Origin of the sequence: Neobacillus niacini (assembly GCF_019749295.1) — a bacterium.
Lineage (GTDB): Bacteria > Bacillota > Bacilli > Bacillales > Cytobacillaceae > Neobacillus > Neobacillus niacini_D.
In genome coordinates, this window is record NZ_JACWFG010000001.1 from 204494 (window position 1) to 226858 (window position 22365).

18 protein-coding genes are annotated in these 22365 nt (G+C 37.0%); all 18 read right to left on the reverse strand.

From position 1 onward, the window contains the following. Positions 1-20: 20 nt before the first annotated feature. Positions 21-893, reverse strand: coding sequence for a glycoside hydrolase family 43 protein (locus H0184_RS00920; protein WP_221819889.1), 873 nt, complete (start codon positions 891-893; stop codon positions 21-23). A gap of 13 nt (positions 894-906) precedes the next feature. After that, entirely contained in the window at positions 907-1824 is a 918-nt protein-coding gene (locus tag H0184_RS00925) for a glycoside hydrolase family protein (RefSeq protein ID WP_260631368.1), read from the reverse strand. 4 nt (positions 1825-1828) lie between these two features. Further along, positions 1829-2650 carry an alpha/beta hydrolase gene (locus tag H0184_RS00930; RefSeq protein WP_260631369.1) on the reverse strand — a complete coding sequence of 274 codons (822 nt, stop codon included), beginning with the start codon at positions 2648-2650 and terminating at the stop codon, positions 1829-1831. Further along, entirely contained in the window at positions 2650-3621 is a 972-nt protein-coding gene (locus H0184_RS00935; protein ID WP_221819890.1) for a Gfo/Idh/MocA family protein, read from the reverse strand. The genes H0184_RS00930 and H0184_RS00935 overlap by 1 nt, the downstream gene beginning before the upstream one ends. Positions 3622-3704: 83 nt before the next feature. Then, entirely contained in the window at positions 3705-4337 is a 633-nt protein-coding gene (locus H0184_RS00940) for a YesL family protein (RefSeq protein WP_221819891.1), read from the reverse strand. Between the two features lie 112 nt (positions 4338-4449). Continuing rightward, positions 4450-5295 (reverse strand): carbohydrate ABC transporter permease, encoded by an 846-nt coding sequence (locus H0184_RS00945; protein WP_221819893.1) that lies wholly within the window; start codon positions 5293-5295, stop codon positions 4450-4452. A 2-nt stretch (positions 5296-5297) separates the two neighbouring features. Beyond that, complete coding sequence (locus H0184_RS00950) at positions 5298-6257, reverse strand: carbohydrate ABC transporter permease (protein ID WP_221819895.1); 960 nt, start codon at positions 6255-6257, stop codon at positions 5298-5300. Between the two features lie 87 nt (positions 6258-6344). Further along, a complete protein-coding gene (locus H0184_RS00955) occupies positions 6345-7649 on the reverse strand; it encodes an ABC transporter substrate-binding protein (protein ID WP_221819897.1) in 1305 nt (434 codons plus the stop codon). 188 nt (positions 7650-7837) lie between these two features. Further along, positions 7838-9133, reverse strand: coding sequence for an ABC transporter substrate-binding protein (locus tag H0184_RS00960; protein WP_221819899.1), 1296 nt, complete (start codon positions 9131-9133; stop codon positions 7838-7840). Between the two features lie 24 nt (positions 9134-9157). Next, positions 9158-10717, reverse strand: a complete 1560-nt coding sequence (locus tag H0184_RS00965; RefSeq protein ID WP_221819901.1) for a response regulator transcription factor — start codon at positions 10715-10717, stop codon at positions 9158-9160. Then, the gene (locus H0184_RS00970; RefSeq protein WP_221819902.1) at positions 10710-12494 is read right to left on the reverse strand and encodes a cache domain-containing sensor histidine kinase; all 1785 of its coding nucleotides are present in this window, start codon (positions 12492-12494) and stop codon (positions 10710-10712) included. The genes H0184_RS00965 and H0184_RS00970 overlap by 8 nt, the downstream gene beginning before the upstream one ends. A 227-nt stretch (positions 12495-12721) precedes the next feature. Further along, positions 12722-14503 (reverse strand): ABC transporter ATP-binding protein, encoded by a 1782-nt coding sequence (locus tag H0184_RS00975; RefSeq protein ID WP_221819903.1) that lies wholly within the window; start codon positions 14501-14503, stop codon positions 12722-12724. After that, a complete protein-coding gene (locus H0184_RS00980; protein WP_221819904.1) occupies positions 14490-16253 on the reverse strand; it encodes an ABC transporter ATP-binding protein in 1764 nt (587 codons plus the stop codon). The genes H0184_RS00975 and H0184_RS00980 overlap by 14 nt, the downstream gene beginning before the upstream one ends. A gap of 120 nt (positions 16254-16373) precedes the next feature. Beyond that, positions 16374-17000 (reverse strand): YesL family protein, encoded by a 627-nt coding sequence (locus H0184_RS00985; protein WP_221819907.1) that lies wholly within the window; start codon positions 16998-17000, stop codon positions 16374-16376. A 45-nt stretch (positions 17001-17045) separates the two neighbouring features. Continuing rightward, on the reverse strand, positions 17046-17741 hold the full coding sequence (locus H0184_RS00990) for a DUF1961 family protein (RefSeq protein ID WP_221819909.1): 696 nt from the start codon (positions 17739-17741) through the stop codon (positions 17046-17048). Positions 17742-17869: 128 nt separating this feature from the next. Continuing rightward, positions 17870-20221, reverse strand: coding sequence for an AraC family transcriptional regulator (locus H0184_RS27940; RefSeq protein ID WP_221819910.1), 2352 nt, complete (start codon positions 20219-20221; stop codon positions 17870-17872). 199 nt (positions 20222-20420) lie between these two features. After that, positions 20421-21305 (reverse strand): carbohydrate ABC transporter permease, encoded by an 885-nt coding sequence (locus H0184_RS01000; protein WP_221821231.1) that lies wholly within the window; start codon positions 21303-21305, stop codon positions 20421-20423. A 36-nt stretch (positions 21306-21341) separates the two neighbouring features. Next, complete coding sequence (locus H0184_RS01005) at positions 21342-22331, reverse strand: ABC transporter permease (protein ID WP_221819911.1); 990 nt, start codon at positions 22329-22331, stop codon at positions 21342-21344. Positions 22332-22365: the final 34 nt, after the last annotated feature.

Here is a 22365-nt window from a genome sequence, read left to right on the forward strand (position 1 = left end):
CAATCATCGGTTTGAAACTTCTACCTCATCACTACCAAGCTATTATTTTCCTCTACTACTGCTAAAAAAACTGGCCGCTCATATGGTGACTTATTCGGGGAATGGATCGCCAGCTTTAATTCACCGCTAAAGGTTCGAAAAAGCATGGCATGACCGCCGTCTTCGTCAATTAAAGGCTTAGTAACTTGAATCCATGGACCAAGGATTGTGCCTGTGGCAGACCGGGCTATCCCGACAGCGTAACCATGCTGACTCCTGCTTGACCACAGCATTTGCAATTCCCTGTTCTGAGTTCGATATAGGTATGGCCCATCTGTAATATAATCGTTCTGCCCTCTAACAGGAACCGTCCAATCTGCTTCTGATGCTTTAAATAGGAGTTCTGGTTCTCCAATAACATTTATTAAATCAGACGATAACCGCTGCGCCCACATCTCACCGTCCTGAACCTGAAGCCATTCGCGGCAAAAAACAATCCAAGGCTTGTTCTCCTCATCCATAAACAATGTACCATCAAGACATTCCCAATCACTTGGGGTAATGGGATGTTTAGACACCGGATAAAATGGACCTAATGGACTTTCGGAAACTAGGATTTGGGTACCTCGGCAAACACCTTCTGCTTTGAAGCTGGCAAACATATAAAATTGATTTTGATAAACATAAACCTCAGGTGCCCAGAAGTGGTGATCAGCCCAAAAGTCATCAGCTGGGCGAAAGACTGGAAACGGTCCTTCCCAATTTTCTAGGTCGCTGCTCCTGTAGGCATCAAATCCTACTCCCTGACCCTCCCAAACATTCTGGTCTGTCGTTCCATAAAGGTAGTAGCATCCACCCTTTTCATCTTTAAGAATGAAAGGATCACGAATACGAATGTCATTATTAGTAAGCATTTTTCTCTCCTATCTATAAAAATAAGTCAAATGGAGAATTTCGATTACAGACAAGGGTACCATCTACTAACTCCAATTTAGCTGCCTGGATTGATGATCTTCTCGTTTTATAGGAAGGTTCCACACCTTCAAATCTTTCAGGATGGGTAAAATAAAAGATGTAAGCATTATCTCCGTTCACATGGACATCGGCGTGCATACCGATTGTTCCATCATCCTCACGTGTACCGCTTTCATTTAATATGATCCCGTTCCTTATCCACTCCTCACCATCGCTAGACTGATAGACACCAAGGCCTGACCATTGATCAATAATCATCCAATAAGAATTCTTCCAATAGAATACATTCGGGCCTTCATGAGGAAATCCGGTAATGACAGGACCAACAACTTCCCAATGAAATAAATCAGGGCTATCTGCTGCATAGGTATGAGAATGATTAGCTTCATCTTTATACCACATCCTCCACTTACCATTTGGTAGTTTATGAAGGCCAGCATCAATCACATAATCGGAGCTTAACTTTAATTCAGATTCATAGGTCCAACCCCATAAATTGGTACTTGTATAGTGAATAATCTTCCTCTTATGACCACTCCAGTCAGTTGGAACTCCTTGAATATAACTAACGTACATATGATAGAGGCCATCGTTCCAAATGATTTCTGGAGCCCAGAATGTGTTCCTTCCCCGTTCAAAATCAAGACCTTCTATCACCCCGCGATACGTCCAACTTTTTCCTCCGTCCGATGAGGAGGCAATCCCGAGATCTGTTCCGTGAACCCAGGCATTTTTTTGGCATTCGACAGCAGCTCGTCGATTTGTATAAATCAGCCACCATTCTTTCGATACAGTATTCCAAATAATCACAGGATCGGCGGCGCCATCATAAATTGGGTCCCGAAACAGAGGAGCATTTGGTATGTTCAATGAACTAAAACCCCCTCTTCCTTAACCATGCCTCACAGAGCTCTGGCCAAGCTTTTGCTTCAGGATGATCCTCTGCCATCCCTAATCCATGCCGGCCGCTTTCAAATACATGAAGCTCAAAAGGAATCTTATGTCTGCTTAACTCTGAGGCAAATAGCAAACTATTTTCTACTGGAACTGCTGCGTCATCAGCTGTATGCCATAGAAAAGTCGGTGGTGTATCCTTTGTAATCTGAGATTCATTCGATAGTAATTGGATCATTTTTGAACTTGGAACTTCACCTAATAAATTGATTCTGCTTCCTTCATGGGTATATTCCCCCATAGTGATGACTGGATAACAAAGGACCATAACATCAGGACGACTGCTAATCCGCTCAATGTGATCTTCTGCCTGCCTATTTCCTAGGTCAAAGTGGGTGCCGGCGGTTGAAGCTAGATGACCGCCTGCCGAAAAACCAAGGATTCCAATACGATCTTGATCTAATTTCCACTCAGATGCATGATACCTTACCATACGAATTGCTCTCTGGGCATCAACTAACGGAATAGGATGACTAAACGGAGCTACTCGATAATGAAGGACAATCGCAGAAATGCCAATCGAATTTAGCCACTGTGCTACTGGGTATGCCTCATGCTCTGCACGCCGAGCGTAACCACCCCCAGGAGCGATTATCATAACGGGATACGGTCCATCCCCTTCAAGCAAAAAGGGTTCAATACTTGGACAATCCGTATTATATTCATTCTCTTCTAGTTTTACATTGTCCCATAATGCAATTTTTCCTCTTGCATTCACACCTTGCCCTTCCCCCATAACCATTATTCCTCCACCTCCAAGCTGACTGGTAATCCCGTCAAGGCAGATTGTGCAGCTGCCAGAGTTATCGCATGTGTTTTTACAGCATCACTATAGGTTGATAAAATATGGGATGCATCCCCTGTTTTGACTGCGTTCAGGAAGATTTCATTTTCAACTTTGTAAGGATCTAATTGATTCCGATATTCGTTTAGCTCTTTACCTCGATTGTCTCTTAATAGATTAGAAGTGATTTCCATTACCCCTTCATTCGTATAAATTTCCAGCCCCGCCTTGTGTGATTCAGGGAGAATACACGTATTTGAGATATTTGCGACGATGCCATTATTCAGCTTTAAAATTACGCTTCCTACATCAGAAACCGTAGTCCCCTCAACCTTGCTTTCCATCACTCTGCTGCTATAGGCAGAATAGACTTCTTTCACTTCACCGATTAGAAAACGTAATAGGTCGACAATGTGAGTAGTCTGCTCAATAAATTGTCCTCCTGACTTACTTACGTCTCTCCACCAGTGAACCATCGGCATACTCCCCATCCAATAACCAAGGGCCATACCAGCCTGGCGCTCCTGCAGCAAAGCTTGAGCTTTTTTAGAAATGTCCATATAACGCCAGTGATATCCTACAGATGTTATAAGGCCCTGTTCTACTATATTTCTTGCAATTTCAAATGGCTCATCATTTATGCCCAGCGGTTTCTCTACAAAAAAAGGAATTCTCCTTTCTAGCAATGCTTTTTCAATGGCTCCATGTGCCATAGGCGGTACACATATATAAACTGCGTCAAGTTTTTGTTTATCGAGCATCTCTTCAACGTTTGTGTACCCCTTAGCATTGGACCATTTTCTAGCCTCAGTCTCCGCTTTTTCTAAACTAGTTCCAACAAAAGCCGATACCTCTATACCGTTCATTTCTCCTAAAATACTTGCATGTTTATTTGCAAACCAGCCGGTACCAATGAATCCAATTTTCATTTACGGTTTTTCCTCCTCTAAGAAATATAATGATGAAAGGGAGAGATAGGAATCCCCTCCACTATCTCTCCCTTCATTATAATTTAATTTAGTATTAACTTTGATTTTTGATTTATTTTTTCAAAAGCAGTAGTTGCGGGTTTCATAATAAATAAGGCTAATAGATTTCCACTATATAATAAGCAAATTGGGGGAGCATAGGAAAGTACAAAACAGATTCCAAAGCTGCCAATCAGCATATAGAAGGTCGAAAGTGGATTCATTATCATTACAAAGAAGGAATTTTTAATTACCTGACTTAGTTTCATATCATAGTGTACAAAAATGGGTATGATATAAAACAGCATGGAAATAAAAATGAATGTGATGATGAAAAATGGAACATATAGAATTGAAGCAAAACTATTATCAGCCAATTGGACGAACTTGAAATCAATATACAAAATAATACCAATAACCGAAATCAGTAACCCTAAAATATTACTCTTCAAGAACTCCTGCTTATATGCAGTCCAAAAAGTCTTAAAAATAGACATTTCATCGTTGCCTAGCATCCATTTCCGAGCAACTGCAAACATTGCCACCGTTGCAGGAAAAAATCCAAAGATGACGAGACCTAGAAGTGAAAATGAGATCCATAATAAATTTAAGAATGCTAGTCTTGAAATCCACTCAAGCAATTTATTTAAACTTTCCATAAATCCAGAAGTGTCCATTTGTAATCCTCCTTAAACCTTGTACCCTATTTTTTTCAAATAGTGTATCTTTGCCACCTCGCTTTATGGTCAGAAGTGGCAAAGTTATAAATATAATGTTTTCTGTAACATGTTACCCTTTTAAGCCACTCGTACTGATACCTTCGACAACATGACGTTGGAATAGAAAGAAGATCACGAATACAGGAATCAAGGTAACAACCGACATCGCAAACATGGCACCCCAGTTAGATACTGTTTCATTACTTAAGAACATATTTAGAGCCATTGAAACGGTATACTTTGTAGGGCTATTTAGATATAGTACTGGCCCTAGTAGGGATTCCCAAGTCCAATAGAATGAGAAAATGGCAGCTGTTGCTAAAGATGGTTTAATTAATGGCAAGATGATCTTCGAGAAAATCTTGAAGGTGCCGCAGCCATCAATAATCGCCGCTTCATCCAGTTCCCTTGGAATGGTCCGTATAAACTGAACCAAAAGGAAAATAAAGAATGGATGTCCAAAGTATGCTGGTATAGCTAGCGGTTTAATAGAATTAAGCCATCCAAGTTTAGAGAAAATAATATATTGCGGTACCATTAATACATCATGTGGAAGCATTAAGGTAAGCATCATGATCCCAAACCAAATTGCTTTTCCTTTAAACTCTAAACGTGCAAAACCGAAGGCAATGAATGCCGATGATATTACCTGTCCGATTAACGTAATTACTACCAGTATGGCTGTATTTTTGATAAAAACACCAAATGAATTACCGCCAATCCCTTGCCAGCCATCTACAAAATTCGTCCAAATCCATGTTTCCGGAATCAGTGATTTAGCCGTGATAAAGATTGTATCACTTGGTTTAAATGAGCTCATCACGAGCCAAATAACTGGATATAGCATTAAAATCGCGAAACCGCCGACTAGTATATGATATATCCACCATCTTGGTGATTTTAACTTTGATGTCATTGTTATTTGCCTCCTTCCGATTCATAGTGAACCCAATATTTAGATGTAGTAAAGATAATGACTGTTAAAATACCTACGATAATAAGCATGATCCAAGCCATTGCTGAAGCATAACCCATATTAAAGAACTCAAAACCTTGAATGAATAGGTATAGTGAATAAAGCAGAGTTCCATCTAACGGACCACCCGTACCTTTAGAGATAATAAACGCTGGTACGAAAGTCATAAAGGCAGCAATTGTTTGCATAACCGTATTGAAAAGAATAACTGGGCTAAGCATTGGAAGAGTAATTTTGAAGAATTGCTGAAATCCATTTGCTCCGTCAACACTGGCTGCTTCATAATAACTTCTTGGAATACCTTTTAATCCTGCTAAGAAGATCAGCATTGAGGAACCAAATTGCCATACTGACAAGAAGATCAGCATCCATAATGCTGCTGTCGGATTACCAAACCATTTTACGATTGGGAGTCCGAGTAAATCTAATAAAATATTGACAATACCTAAGTCTCCAAAAACATTACGCCACATAATTGCAACAGCAACACTGCCGCCGATTAGTGAAGGTAAATAGAACAATGAGCGATATAAACCAACTGCTCTTGAAGTTGTATTTAAAATCACTGCAATTAATAATGCAAATGCAAGTCTTAATGGAACCCCTGCAAGCACATAAATGAGAGTAACTTTTAATGATTGAAGTAAGCGCGGGTCTGATGTAAACATTTTTATGTAGTTATCAAGGCCAATCCACTGTGGTGCCGCAAATAGATTATAGTTTGTAAATGATAAATATAAAGACGCTATTATAGGTATTAGTGTAAAAGCAAGAAATCCAATGATAAATGGACTGATAAACGCATATCCTGTTAAGTTTTCCTTGATGGCACGTCTTCGTTTGCTAACAGGTGTTATTCCGATATCTGCTCTTAGGTTTTCCTTTATCGTGGGTGTACTCATTTCTTCATCTCCTTATTCTTTGGATTCATTCCCTAAGATGAAAGGACGATAGCTGATCTTAATTACGACCAGCTATCGAAGTGGAAATTATTTTTTGTTTTGTGCTAAGACGCTTTCAGCTTGTTGTCTAAACTGTTTTGCCGCATCTTTCACTGATAGATTTCCATAAGCCATTTGTTCAGCTAAACTGTCAAGGGTTTCAATTACTTCTCCAGCACCAACTGGGTCTGGACCGTCGAATTCTGAGCTATTTCCTTCAGCCCAATCTACATAATCAAATACTTGAACTTGTGCAGGAGATAATAGTGGCTTTAGTGCTTCTTTTACAACTGATGATCCTGGAACACCACGGTCACCAAGGTTTAATTTATTCGCTTCGATATCATTAATCATAAAGTCAATAAATTTAGCAGCTTCTTCCTTATGATCAGAGTTGTTACCAACAGACCAGAACATACTTGGCTTCAAATATAAACCTTTATCACTGTCAGGACCTGGCATTGGAGCAATCGCTAGTTCACGATTCGCAACTTGTTGTATACCTACAAACTGGTTAGACCATTGCCAGATACCAATTGCGTTTTGAGTAACAACTGGATCATCTTCAATCCCTTTCAACTGTGCTAAGAAGTCAGGTGTTGGAACTGCTTTATCCTTTACTAATCCAGATGTCATGTTGAAGAATTCTTCGAACAATTTGTCATCCTTATAACCTAGAGAAGCACCGTCTTTGCTATATAGTGATTTTCCTTGTGTTCTTAGGAAGTAATTGAAGAATACATCCGCTTTCATACCTGTATCCATAAATACACCAGCAGCTTTTGCTTTTGCTGCGATTTCTTTGTAATCATCCCAAGTCCAATTTTCAGGAATTGAATCTACACCAGCTTTTTTAAGTACTGCTGGATCATGATGGAAACCAACAACGTTTACACCAGCGTTAATTCCATATAGCTTGTCGCCAAGTTTACCGCCATTGATGATGTTTTCAGCAATATCTTTTGTATTGATTTGTTTATCCAAATACGGAGTTAAATCAGCAATTTGATTATTTTGAGCATACTGTGAGAAGTATGATAAATCCATTTGGATAATATCCGGAAGTTCATTTGCTGCTGCTTGTGGAGCTAGCTTCTTCCAGTAGTCATCCCATGCTGCATATTCTGCTTCGATTTTTACATTAGGATTTTTTTCTTCATACATTTTAATGATTTCTAGTGTATAGTCATGTCTTGGCTGCGAGCCCCACCATGCAATTCGAAGTGTTACTTTTTCATCTTTCTTTTCATCTTTTGAATCACTTTTATCGCTGCTCGTTGAACTGCTGCCGCTGCATGCTGCTAATGAAAATACTAAAACAAATGAGAACAGTAAAATTAAGATCTTTTTCATTTAATCTCCCCCTACTTTTTATCACACTTTTATGTAAGTGTTTACATTTATTATTATAAAGCTCAGACCCAATTTGCCTGAATCCAATATTCCGCTTTGTTTGTTTAAAAATCAGACATTTCACATTAAACAGAAAAACTCCCATGAAATAAGCAAGTGATTGCTGGTCCATGGGAGTTTCTATTTGATTAGTTTTGTTCTGAAAGAATTCTATTTGCTTCACTTCTAAATATTTGTGCCCCTTCATTCGGGGTAATTTTTTTAAACAAAATTTGTTCTGAAACATCCTGTAATTTCTTAACTACCTCCATACTTCCAAAGGGGTCAGCCTTTTCTACAATTTTACTAGTATTTTTAACTTTATTGACGTAATCAAAGACCTTTTTATGATTTTCTGATAAATCTTCTTCTATTGTCTCTATTACCTTTGAAGAAATAGGAACCCCTCTTTCTCCTTCTATTAATTTATTTGCCTGAATATCATTTACAAAGAAATTAATAAATAAAGCAGCTGCCTCTTTATTCTTAGAACTTTTTGACACTGAAAAAAGCATACTAGGCTTTACCGTAAGTCCTAACTCTTGACCAGGGCCAGGGGGCGGAACAAGTTCAAGTTGTCTGTTTGCCGCTTCCAAATAGCCGAAGTATTGGTTGGAATAAACCCATTGCAATGGTGACTGCCCCGTCACAATCAACTCATCTTCAATTCTATTAATATTTTCTGTAACATCTGGTCTTGGGAAGGCACCTTTTTCCAACATTCTTAATTGCATTTCGAAATAATCAATAAACAACTGATCATCTTCATACCCTAATCCTGTTCCATTTTTATTATATAAGCTCTTTCCATTCGTCCGCAGGTAATACGAAAAGAATACATCAGGTGATTTCATTCCGTTTGTTCCATAAATTCCTTTTTCCCTATGAACTTGTAAGACCATTTCTTCAAAATCGTCCCATGACCAATTAGTACTTGGAAAACGATCCACCGCTTGGGTTAGTAAATTACGATCTATAATAATTGCGGGTGCATTTATTCCTAATGGTAATCCAAACAAGTTTTTGTCAATTTTACCACCAGAAAGGATACTGTCACTAATTGATTCCGTCTCAATTACATTTTGTTCAATAAAGGGAGTTAAATTCTCCAGCAAATCATTATCACTGTACGGTCTAAGATAAAGCAAATCCATTTGGACAATGTCAGGAAGTTGATTAGCGGCTGCCATTGGGGCTAACCGTTTCCAATAGTCATCCCAATTTGCATATAATGGATTAATATGAATATGTGGATATTTTTCCTCAAACAATTTTATAACTTCCAAGGTGTAATCATGTCGCGGTTTTTCGCCCCACCAGGCAATTTTTAAGGTAATTTCCTCTTTACTATTACTCTCAACGGAATTTATAATGTCAATTTTCCCACACCCACCAGCGAAAAGTACCATTACGAGGGATAAAGTTGAAAACAATAGTTTTTTCATCGTTTTTTTCCCCTTTTTGAATTTTTACAACCCTTGCAAGGATTCTCTTTTATATTCTGATGGAGTATAACCCGTATGTTTTTTAAATACCTGACTAAAATATTGAGGATTTTCACCATACCCAATTTTCTCAGCTATTTCGAATACTTTTACATCGTTTTCCTTTTCAATTAGACTAATGGCTAATTCAATTCTTAATCTAGTAATATAATTTGAAAACTTTTCACCTGTTTCTTTCTTAAAAAGCTTCCCAAGATAATCTGCATTCATATATAACATCTCGTTAGCAACCCAATGTAAAGATAGGTTTTGATTACCAATATACGCATGAATCGTCTCAATCACTTTATTGATAATCGTTGAATGTTTATTATTATTTTGGTCAAAGAATGAAAGAGTAATTTCTCGGGCAACGCTTTCAAAAAACGCTTTCAAATTTTGAATCGTGTCGATTTCTAGGAGCTGCGCTAGCTTTGTTAAGTACCTATTCATTTCTTTCGGTTCACATAATCGTATCATGGCATTAAATAATTGGATGACATAAGACTTTGTGCTATTAATATCAAGCCTTAAATCTCTTAACTGATTAAAAAAGTTTATTACTTCCTTATCTACGTCTTTCCAGGAACCTGACTTCACTAATCGACAAAAGGTTTGGTCATCATAATAGAATTCTAATGCGTCTGAAGGATTCTGATAGTCGATATCTTTCTTGGTAATGATGCCGCCTTCACCTAAATAAAAACGGTAGGTAAGACAATCAAGTGCTTCATTATATAATTTATTCGCATTACTAATTTTCCCTGTATCACTTATGGCGACTGTAGAGTCGATTTGGTAATACTGGTAAAATGTTGTTTTTATTTTTTCAATTTGAGCATGAAGTTTATGATAGTGACAATAATCATCTAGTAAAAATAAAATTGTTTCACCTACTGTACAACTGAGAATATACGAATCTAAAACCTCTTCCGCAATATTCTTAATTGCAAACATGTGCTCAAATTCAAATTTCCCCTCGAGTTGAAATAATACAAGCCTAACACTTGGAGTATTTAAGTCTATATTAAAAAGCTTTTGATAATGTTCTAGGTCCTTATTTTCGTAATGATTAATTATAAACTCTTTAAGAAGCTGTTCTTTTGCATATGGCAAAACACTTTCAAGTGTTCCTTTCATCTTCTGGATAAACTGTTCCCGTGTTTGTTGTTGTTTAAAATCCTCACAAATCTCGGAAATGGCGTCCATAATCGTATTCTCATTACAAGGCTTTAATAAATAATGCTTCACTCCGTATTGCATTGCCTGTTTTGCGTAATCAAATTCACTAAAGCCTGATAACAAAACAAATCGTATCTCAGGAAAAACACTATGAACCTTTGCGACCAGCTCAAGACCATTCATACCTGGCATTTTGATATCACTAATAACGATATCTGGCTTCTCTTGCTCAATTATGCTGAAGGCTTCTATCCCATTTCTCGCGGTTCCAATTAAATGGGTCCCTATCGATTCCCAATTAATGACCTTTGCCATTCCTTCGGTAATGATTCTCTCATCATCTACTAATAATACCTTATACATGTTTCTCCCCCTTATCAAAAGGTAAAACAATGATTACTTTCGTTCCTTTATTGGGTTCGCTTTCAATTTTAACTCCATAACTTTCTCCATAGGATAGTTTAATCCTCTCATCAATGTTCGATAAGCCTACCCCTTGTCCTCTAGTTTTCACTTCACCTTTTTTTAACTTTTCTATAAAGGCAGACTCCATACCAGGTCCATCATCTTCTACAATGAGTTTCATACTATCTTTATTTACAATGGAATAAACACTAATTTTACATGGGTCAATCTTAGGTTCCAGGGCATAATGTATGGCATTTTCCACTAGCGGCTGTAAAGTCAACTTAGGAATATAGAACCCAGCTATATCTGAATCAACATGTAAGTGAAAATCCAATCGTTCTTCAAAACGGTACTTCTGAATCACCACATAATTTTTTACTATATTAAGCTCGTCCTCAATCGTTATCAGTGGCTGCTTTAAACTAATAGAATTACGGAGCAAAAACCCAAGTGATTCCACCATTTTGGAAATTTGAGCTTGCCCATTGCCTTTTGCCAGCCAATTGATAGATTCTAAGGTATTGTATAAAAAATGCGGATTGATTTGAGCTTGAAGCGCTTTAAACTCTGTCTCTTTAATTGTAAGCTGCTTTGAATAGTTTTCATGGATAAGTTCATCAATCTGTTGAATCATGGTCTGGAAGTTCTGCTGAAGTTTACCAACCTCATCATCCTGCATAATCGATGTATCAAGTGCTTTCTTCTTAGCTTCCTTAAAATCACCGACTTTTACATACTGCATACCAGCTACAAGATTCTCCAAGGGCATCGTAATGTTCCTTGCAAAACGGATGCCTAAGAACGTTACGCCTACAAACATCAGGATAAATATGACAATTAAGAATGTCTTAACTTTATAGATATTTTCAAAGATTTGATTAAAGGGAATAACATTTAAATAACCCCAATCAAAATAATTTGATTTAATATGAACAAGAAAATAGTTTTTATTATCTATTTTCTCTATTTGATAGCCTGACTTTATCGTTTGCGATTCTAGTGAAATTGCAGCTTCTTTAAAAGTTGGATTTACTTCTTTCGGAAAAATCAGATTATTTTCGCTGACAATTAAAAACTCACCATCAATTTTTCTGGATCCATCTAGTAAATTCCCTACAAGTTTTTCCATATTAAGATTGATGATAATCGTACCTAAATGGTCAAAACTTAAGTTCTTAAATTGTCTTATTTCTCTTGCTGTAGCAAAAATAAAATCATTTTCCTCGGGATTTAACCAAACGTTACTGCCATTAGCACTTTTTGCCATCCTGGTAATATCCGTCTTTTGCTGTTGAGTGAGTTTAGTAGTCTTAGGTCCTGCAGCGTATTCTTCTCCAGTTGTGTCAACAATACTAATTGATTGGATGTACTCTTCCTTGTTTGCGTAGCTTAGGAGTTTATCCAACATGTTCGTACTTTGACGAAACTTATCATATTCAGTTGTTTCTTCTCTGATTGTAGATAAATACTGTTGAATTTGCGGATCTGTCAAAATATTATAAGATAAGTCCTCCAAATCCTTCAATTCGCTCTCGATACTATTAGAGGATGTGCTTAATACCTGTGAGGATTTACTATAAATTTGCTCATCATAGATATGAAACGCATACTGTAATCCGAAAAATGTAAATGAAAATGAAATAACCATTATCCAAGACACGAGTAGAAAAAGTTTATATTTAATTTGTAAATTGTCATACTGCTTCTTTAGTCTATGAAGTACATTCTTCATATAAGAAAATCTCCAATTGTGTTGAATTTTAATAGTGTGTAAGCGTAGTCAATGATTGCAGTAAAAAACAATACCTTTTTTACTAAACTTTTCCCTAAAATTAATTAAATTTTAACATTTTTTTCATTCCTTTCATAGTGATTTTTGATAATAATCTCTGCTTGGATCCCCTTGAAACAATTTTTAGATATAAAAAAGCCCTCGTATTATGGAGGGCTTTACGTGTATTATCCAACGTCAAGCGATGAGTAGTGCGAAGTATATAGTTTCCAGTATTTACCTCTCAGGCTGATTAATTCTTCATGTGTTCCTTCTTCTTGAATTCTTCCCTTGTCAATGAATAAAATTCTTGTCGCATTTTGAATGGTAGAAAGCCTATGTGCGATGATAAAAGAAGTTCTGCCTGCAAGCAGTATTTCGAGCGCCTTTTGCAAAGCTAGTTCTGTCTCAGTATCGATGGATGAAGTGGCCTCGTCTAAAATAAGAATTTTAGGATCAGCCAGCAATGCTCTTGCGAAGGAAATGAGCTGCCTTTGGCCATTGGAAAGCATCGTTCCTCTCTCATTCACCTCTGTTTGATATCCATTCTCTAACTGAATAATAAAGTGATGTGCCTGAACGGCTTTTGCTGCTTCCATTACTTCCTCGTCAGTCGCGTCCAGCCGGCCGTAACGGATATTATCCATAATACTTCCGGAAAAAATAAATGAATCCTGAAGCATAATCCCCATTTGCTTTCTTAGAGATGATAGTGTCACACTCTTTATGTTGATGTCATCAATTTTAACTTCTCCGCTGTTGACGTCATAAAAACGACTAATCAAGCTGACTATGGTTGTTTTTCCTGCTCCTGTTGGTCCCACGAGCGCAATAGTTTCACCTGGATTCACTTTAATATTCACTTGATCTAAATTCTTCCCATTGCCTTCATATCCAAAAACAACGTTTTCAAACTCCACCTTTCCTTTAATAAGTGGAAGTTCTTTTGCATTATATTCACTGGTTATCGACGGTTTTTCGTCCATCATTTCAAAGATACGTTCTAAGTACGCCATCGCATTAATAATCGCATTGTAGAAGTTCCCAATATTCGCCAACGGTGTCCAAAACATCCAGATATAGCCGATAAATGCTATTACTGCTCCGACCGTTACCCCTTGACCAATCATTGAAATTCCAATCACATAAATAAAAGAAACGGTCAAGACGGAAATATTTTCAATTGATGGCCATAGCAGGAATTGAATTTTAATAGCCTTAATCCAAGAACCTCGGTATCCATCCGAAACCTCATGGAAGATTTTTCTGTTCTCTTGTTCACGAACAAATGCTTGCGTAACTTTCATTCCGTTGATGCTTTCATGTACGTAAGCATTCATATTGGATACCTTATTGCTTAAATTTTGCCAAGCCTTCCGCTGTGCATTTTTTATTAAGAATATAATTCCTGCCAGGACAGGGAAACCGGCCATCGCATATAGTGTTAGTTTCACGTCAATCGCAAGCATAAATCCTATAATGACCGTAAGGCTGAATAAGTCTGTTATTAAGTTAATTAAACCGTTAGATAACAGGTCACTCAAAGAATTTACATAATTCACAACCCGAACTAATATTTTCCCATGCGGACGGCTATCGAAAAAGGAAAAAGACAGTTTTTGCAGATGTGTGAATAAGTCTTTGCGGATATTCAATATGATACTATGACCTATTTCTGACATCATCCGAATTCTAAACTTCATGCAAATACCCGTGATAATCAGAGCGCCTAAATAAATTCCGGAAAGGGCTGCAAGACCGGCTATATCCTTACTTGGTATCTCCTCATCAATCGCCTGCTTAATTAAGTAAGGTCCAATGAGATTCGCACCGCTGGCAATAAGCATAATTAAAACTGTCAGCAGTATTTTCTTTTTATATGGTTTAATATATAATAGCAGTCTTTTCAAATGGACCAAATTGAAAGGAGTATCCAATTCTTCATCAATATTAAATTTATTTCGTGCCAATGATCTCACTTCCTTGCATTAAGTGCATATCAAAATTCCCATACTGGTTTTGATAAACGTTATAATAGTAGCCTCTTTGTTCCAGTAATTCTTCATGTTTTCCTCTTTCAATGATTCGCCCATTTTCCATCACTAAAATCATATCCGCGTCTTTTACAGAGGATATCCGATGCGCGATGATAAAACAGGTTTTGTTCTCTTGGATTTGCTTTAAGGTATTTTGAATTTTTTCTTCTGTTTCCATATCCACACTAGAAGTCGTATCATCCAGGATAAGAATGGCTGGGTCTTGCATTAATGCGCGAGCAAGAGCAATTCTTTGTTTCTGTCCGCCTGACAATCCTACTCCCCTTTCCCCAACAATGGTGTCGTATCCCTCAGGCATCTGGTTGATAAAATCATGTGCCTCCGCCATTTTTGCTGCAGTATGGACCATTTCCAGTGAAGCATTAGGATTTCCATAGGCAATATTTCCTTCAATTGTATCGGAGAATAAAAAGATATCCTGCATAACCATCGTCATATTTGCTCTTAATTTGTGAATATCCCAATCCTTAACATTGACCCCCGAAACTTTAATTTCACCGTTTGTAGTGTCATAGAAACGGCAGAGTAAATTGACTAATGTCGACTTTCCTGACCCTGTTGGTCCAATAATGCCTATTGTCTGGCCCGGACTGGCTTTAAAGCCAATATCTTCTAGAACCATGCCTTCTCCATAACTAAAATAGACATGGTTAAATTCCACCGTTCCAATCCTCTCTGGTATATTATTTTTTACCTGTCCATTGATAATTTGCGAGTTTGTAAGAAGAAGGTCCTCCACTTTTTCAGCAGATGCAATAAATCTTTGTACATCATTTATCAACCATCCAGCCATTCTCATTGGGTTATTGATGGCCCAAATTAATGAATTAAACATCACCAGCTCACCCATCGTAAGGGAACCGCGAATCACCATAAATCCGCCAGCCAAAATCATGACAACCGTTAATACACCTGCAAGAGAGTCTAGAATCGGCAAATACTTTTCCCAAACTTTTGCGGAGTTAAGATTTTTTTCCTTAAAAGCTTTGTTTTCTACTGTGAATTTATCAATCTCATAACTTTCCTTTGCAAAAGCCTTTACGACTCGATTCCCGCTGATGTTTTCTTGGACGACTGAATTTAGTTTAGCGAATTGATTTCTTATTTCCGTAAAGGTCGGCTTCACATCATTCGATAAGCGATAAGCAAAAAATCCAATAATCGGTGTAATCGCCAATATAGCTAACGCTAGCGGCGGATGAATTGAAAACATAAAGATAACCGCAAAGAGTAAAATCGTCGCATTCTCAAATATCATATAAATCGTCCATGCAGTAAAATGTCGTATCGCTTCCATGTCGCCCGTCATACGTGCCATGATGTCCCCTGTTTTTGTACGGTCATAATAGCTAAAATCTAATTTAAGGAGCCGATCATAAAGGTTTTCCCTCATTTTAAAAATTACGTTCTGGGATAATTTTTCAAACATGATTTGGTATCCATACCTGACAGAAGTTCTTATGATCGTCGTACCTATCATTAAACCCAGAAAAATCCATAGCAGTTTTTTCTCCTGACCATACATAACATCATCCACTATTTTCCCTGCCAAATAAGGATTTAACATATTTAGGGCGGAAACAATTAGCGCCAGTAACAGGCCAAGAAAAAGCCTAACTTTATAATTACGGATATAGCTCCAAGCCCACCGCAAACTCTGCATATACTCTCCCCCCTCTAAACATAAATTAATATTATTTTCTAATCACCTTAGTTATGTATGTAAACATGCATTTCTTAGAAAAAACCACCGACAAAATGTCAGTGGCCCTCCAAATCTTATTTATGCTGCGGCATCTTGCTGTCTCTTTATCTTAGAAAATGCAAAAAAGGATGCCCACATGATAACGAGTGATAAAATACTTGCACTAAACAATGGAATTAATCCAGGAATTGTTGTCATCAACAGATAGACGGCAAACGTTCCAATCACCATCAAAATGGTTGATAGCGGATTCATTAGCATGATAAGAAATGCATGTTTAATGATTTCGTGAATCCGTAGTTCAAAATGAACAAACGTTGGGAAAACATAAAATAATGTTAAGATAAAGCCTAATGCAATCATAAGCGTTGGATAATACAATAGATTAATAAGTCCTGTACTGTTACTTAAAAAATGAATATTAATAAATAAGATATAGCCTGAAATAATGAGAACTAATCCTAAAAGATTACTTTTAATAAATTCGCTTTTATAAGATTCCCAAAATGTCTTTGTGATTGGAATTTCATCTTTATCCATAAGTGTTTTCCTTATGATCACAAACATAGCAGTTGTTGCTGGAAATATACCAAAAATTATTAACCCCAAAAGCGTAAATACAATCCATAAAATATTGATATAGGCTAATTTCATGAGCCAATCACACACCCTGTAAAATCCACCTATGGCTCCGTTCATCTGCATCGCTGCCTCCTCCTATGAACATACTTCTAAAACACTAGGTATTAATCAGTCTTTTAAAATAGCTTGGTGTACAGTTAAATTTGAATAAGATGCTTTCATAGGGGCCATCTGCCTCATGCCGATTTTCCCTCCGCCATAGATTGGCCCAAAGCTGACTCCATCATCTTCCCATTCCAATATTGTTAAATCATTGATTGTAAACTGAACAACTCCCTCATATTTCACGAGTTTCATATGATAAGGCGGGATTGAATCTTCAACCGGCGGCAAAGGGTCTGCACCAGCTGCAACGAGGTGAAACCCATAACTTTTTCTTAAATTACACGTTCGAAAGGCCCGTTCATCTGGATGCTTATGTCTAAAATAGGATAAATGCAGTGCATTAATAGCACCTGAATGATACTCAGGGTATTTCCCGTTCCGAACAGGCAAATCAGAGAAAAAAAGATCCTCTCCATTTCTCCCGGCTGCTGCAAAAAAGATCATACAAAGTCCTGGTTCCCTGACAGGGAAAAACTCCCACTCTATGATAATCTTATCTGGAAAATGTATTGGACACCAAAATACCCAATGCGCATCGTCCCCATAAATATCGTGATCCAATTCATTTTCTAACGTTAACCGTTGATTCTCGAAGCTGCGTTTAGCTGAACCTTCTAGTTTCCAATCCTCAATATCCTTTATGGTTGAAAGAGGATTTCTATAAAGACATTCACCTTTTTCAAACTGTCTATATAACATATTTTCTTTTCACCATCTTATCTGAATAATAGTTATTAAATACTATAAAAGGTACCTGATTTTCCAGCAACCATACTTTTTTGCAAACCCGTTTTGCCAGTATCTTTAAGAAAAATGATGGTTAAAGCCTAACCATCATTTTCTACTTTTATTTGATTGTCAATTTGATTAAGCTTACGATATTGGCTTGGCGGCACACCGATTTGTTTTTTAAAGATCCGGTTAAAATAACTATGGCGATATCCTACACTTTCAGCTATGTCGTTTATCTTCATATCTGAGTTGATTAAAAGCTCCTTTGCTTTTTCAATTCTTAATTGTGTTAAATAATCAATAAAATTGATACCGACCATTTGTTTAAATGCCTTACTTAATGAATAGGGGTTTGTACCAACTTCGTCAGCACAACTTTCCAAGGAAATGTCTTGTGCATAACATTCCTGAATTTTGGTGACAACCTTTTCAATTACCCGTTTTAATTCAATATTCATCCGGCCTTCTAACTTCTGAATAAATGGTCCTACGACATCTTGAGTAAACCATTTAATAATTCTCTCTGTATCACGAATTTGAGAAAGTTCCTCATACATATTCTTTCCTTCAAACAACTCATGTGGATGGATCCCAGAATGGAGGATTTCATGCTGGATACTGCTATATAGCTGCATAATTCCTTGATGAATATTTATTTCATTAATGCCCTTCTCCGTTAATTCCTGCAAAAAAGGTCTGATTAAATTTTCAACCTCTGTGGTATGTCCCATTCTTATCGCTTGGATAATTTCCTTTTCAATTGCAAATGGATAATGGATTTGATTCATATTACCTGCGTTCTCATACTCTTTAAGATCAATAACCTGATTACTATTTTCAAATATTCTAAAGCGCTTTCCACTTCGAACTTCTTCAAATATATAAGGTATCCTCTTAATACTATCAGTAGGTTCACTGATTGTAACGGTTACCTGCATATTCAATATTTCATTAACCGTTTTTGTTACTTTATCAGCGAAGGTGTGTAATTCTTTCCTGAATGAATGATTGTTTGGATGAATCACTAGTGCACCCACGGATAAATCCGTAAATTTGATAATATTAAACTGATCAAACATTTCGTTTGCCAGTTCCTCCATTATATTTGATGTCATAAATGTAACTAGACTTTCATCATTATTGGAGAAACTATCCTTTGATTCTCCTAAGCCTGTTAGTTGAATTTCTAGGGCTGTAAAAGATTTTCCTTCTAACTCCCAGCCGTAATTCTCCATTCTTATTCGTAAATCTTCTTCCGTATTATGATACAAATAACCTTGTATTAACTGGAGAATAAAACTGCTTTTGATTTGTGTAATTTGCTCAACCAGTCGGTTTTGGAGCAGTTCACTTTTATTCGATAAATTTTGTATTTGCTGCTCGATGATGGTAAAAACATCCCGGCCTTTACGTCTCCATAACCCCTCTTCTTCGTGTCCTAAACTTTTTAATAGTTTATTTATCGGAGAATAAATGCGGTTTGACGTAAACCAAGATAAAATAAACGCAAGAATAAGTGCTGAAATACTTAAAATTAATATTAATCTTGAAACGAGTACTAATGGTGCTGTAATCGAAGACATTGGAGCAGCAGAAACATATGTCCAATCTGAATCTATCCTTTTGAATTTACCATAGGAGATTGAATACATTTTTTTATTATGCTTAATCTGAAAAGAGCCTTCAGGTTGTTTTTGGCTCTGAATTTCTGTTTTTAATATATTTATAAAAGAGGCATCTTTTGTACTGTTAGAAGATAGTAAAATTTCTTTTTCTCCATCTAAAATAAATGTGGCCCCCTTATCATAAGGGGTTAATGTTTTTAAAAGCTGCAAAGCCTTATTTTGGTCAATCCTTACAATGATTGATCCGAAGGGATCTTTACTCGTTGCAGGAATACTATGCACAAATGCAAGCGTTTTCTTTTTAGAGCCTGCTTCAACGGGGTATTCTGCCCAATATAGTTTTTTACCTTTTTTTAAGCTCTCATGGTAAAAGGTCTTCGACTGTTCATCTAATACATTATATTCATTATTAAATAAAATGGGCTTTTCGCCTTCAACATATAAATCTACTTTTTTTATAAGATTATGACTGCCTTGTAATAACAAAAGTGTTTTAGAAATATCATGGGTTTCTGTAAACTGCTTTACAAAATCAAGATTCCTTAATGATTCGCCAAATCTTGGCTCAAATGCCCAGTGCGAGGTTGAGTACTCCAAATATTTAAATTGTTCGTCTATGTTCTTAGCTCTCTGCTCAATTTGACTGGTATGTAAGACCCTTAATTCATCTTCTACTTTCCCTACAGCAAACCAATAAATACTTAGGCCAGTGATCAAGCCTGGAATACTAGCAATCAGTAAAATTAAAATAAAGCTATTCCGGTGAAAGCTGCCTCTCCATTGAAGCGTTTTTAATTTATACTTAATCTTTTTAATTCCCACTGGTACCCCCTCCAGATTTAAAACATTACAATCGTACGAATGAAATCAATTATGTCATATTTGTAACAAAAATTGTATGCGCTTTTATAAGGAAGTCGGAATTTTCACTAAAAAAGTCGGAATATTATAAATGCAAATAACCATTTGCATTAAATGATAGTATCATCCAATGCAAATGGTTCTCTCTCATCCGTTTTCATCATCCTTTAACTGAACCTAGAAGCATTCCTTTTGCAAAATGTTTCTGAAGGAAAGGATATACAATTAAAATCGGCAGCGTTGCAACAACTACCACCGCCAGCTTTAATGATTGATCGGGCGGTTCTACAAAGCTTGCACCCGCAGAGGCTGCATCTCCAAGCTGTGCCTGTGATAGAATAATAATTTGCTGCAGCAGCACTTGTACCGGCCACTTAGCGCTGTCGGTAATGTACAACAATGCACTGAAAAAGTCATTCCAAATGGCAACAGCATAGAACAGGGCAAAAGTTGCAAGAACTGGCTTCGAAAGCGGCAGCATAATTCTCCAGAAAATACCAACCTCTGAACAGCCATCAATCTTTGCTGCTTCTTCTAATTCAATCGGTATATTTTGAAAGAATGTTTTAACGATAATTAAGTTGAAAGGATTGATTGCAAGCGGCAGGATTAATGCCCAGTAAGAATCTAATAACCCTAACGACTTTACCACGATGTAACCTGGAATCATTCCCCCGCTGAAAAGCATTGAGAATACAATAAGATTCATAAAGAAGCTGCGGCCCATCAGCGTTTTTCTTGATAATGGATAGGCCATGGAGAACGTAAAGAATAAGCACACCAATGTCCCTACTACTGTAACACCAATGGAAACCAGAATACTTCGAGTGAAGGTATCGGTTGAAAAGATATATTTGTAGGCATCGAGAGTAAACGTCTCTGGAAAGATAAAGAAACTTCTTCTCGTTAATTCTGCTTCCGTTGCAAATGAGCCTGCAATAATGTAAAGGAATGGGCAAATCATGATAATCCCGATGAGTCCCATAAGAATAAAATTAAATACATCAAAAACTCTGCCGCCAGGAGTATTGTGCATTTTTGGCATGGACATTCTGGCCACCTCCTAATTCATCATAAAACTTTAAAAAATTCCGTCCTGACCCATTTTCTTAGCCAATTTATTGGCTCCTAAAACGAGGACTACCCCTACAATCCCTTTAAATAAACCTACTGCGGTACTATAACTATAGGCACCTTGAGTTATTCCGACAAAGTAAACATACGTGTCAAAAACATCTGCGACACTACGATTGAGGGAGTTACTCATTAGGAAAATTTGCTGGAATCCTGTATCAAGAAAGTTTCCTAAACGCAGGATTAATAAAACCACAATCGTGCTTCTAACAGCTGGAAGTGTTACGTGCCACATACGTCTCATTCTTCCGGCACCGTCTACAATTGCTGCTTCATATTGCTCTTTATCGACAGAGGCTAGTGCTGCTAAGAATATGACAGTTCCCCAGCCTGATTCTTTCCAAATGATTTGTCCCATGATAAGCGGACGGAACCACTCCGGTGCGGAAAGGAAGTTAATTTCTTTCCCGTAGATAAGGGAGACGATCTCGTTGACTACACCGCCGCTGGTGGTAAAAAAGATATACGTAATACTAGCGATAATAACCCAAGACATGAAATGCGGCACATAAATAAAGGTTTGGACCACGCTTTTATACGCTTGAAGTCTTAACTCATTTAATAGAAGAGCTAAAATAATTGGTGCCGGGAAAAAGAATATTAAATCCAGACAAGCAAGTATAAACGTATTTTCTAGTAATCTAAAAAAGTCCGGGTTCTTGAAGAAATCTATAAAGTTCTCAAAACCTACCCATTTACTACCGAATATGCCTAAAAATGGAGAGTAATCTTGAAAGGCAATGACGATCCCCCACATTGGAAGATATTTAAAAATAATAAAATAAGCTAACCCTGGAATTAATAACAGGTAGAGCCATTTATCTCTTTTCAAGCGCTGAAATTTGGTGATTTCGGATTTTATTTCCGTATTTGCATTTTTTGCTGCATTATACCCTGGATTGACAGTGTCCACACTTTGTACTTTGAGGCTGTCCATACATTCACTCCTTTCACATTACTTTACTAGGATT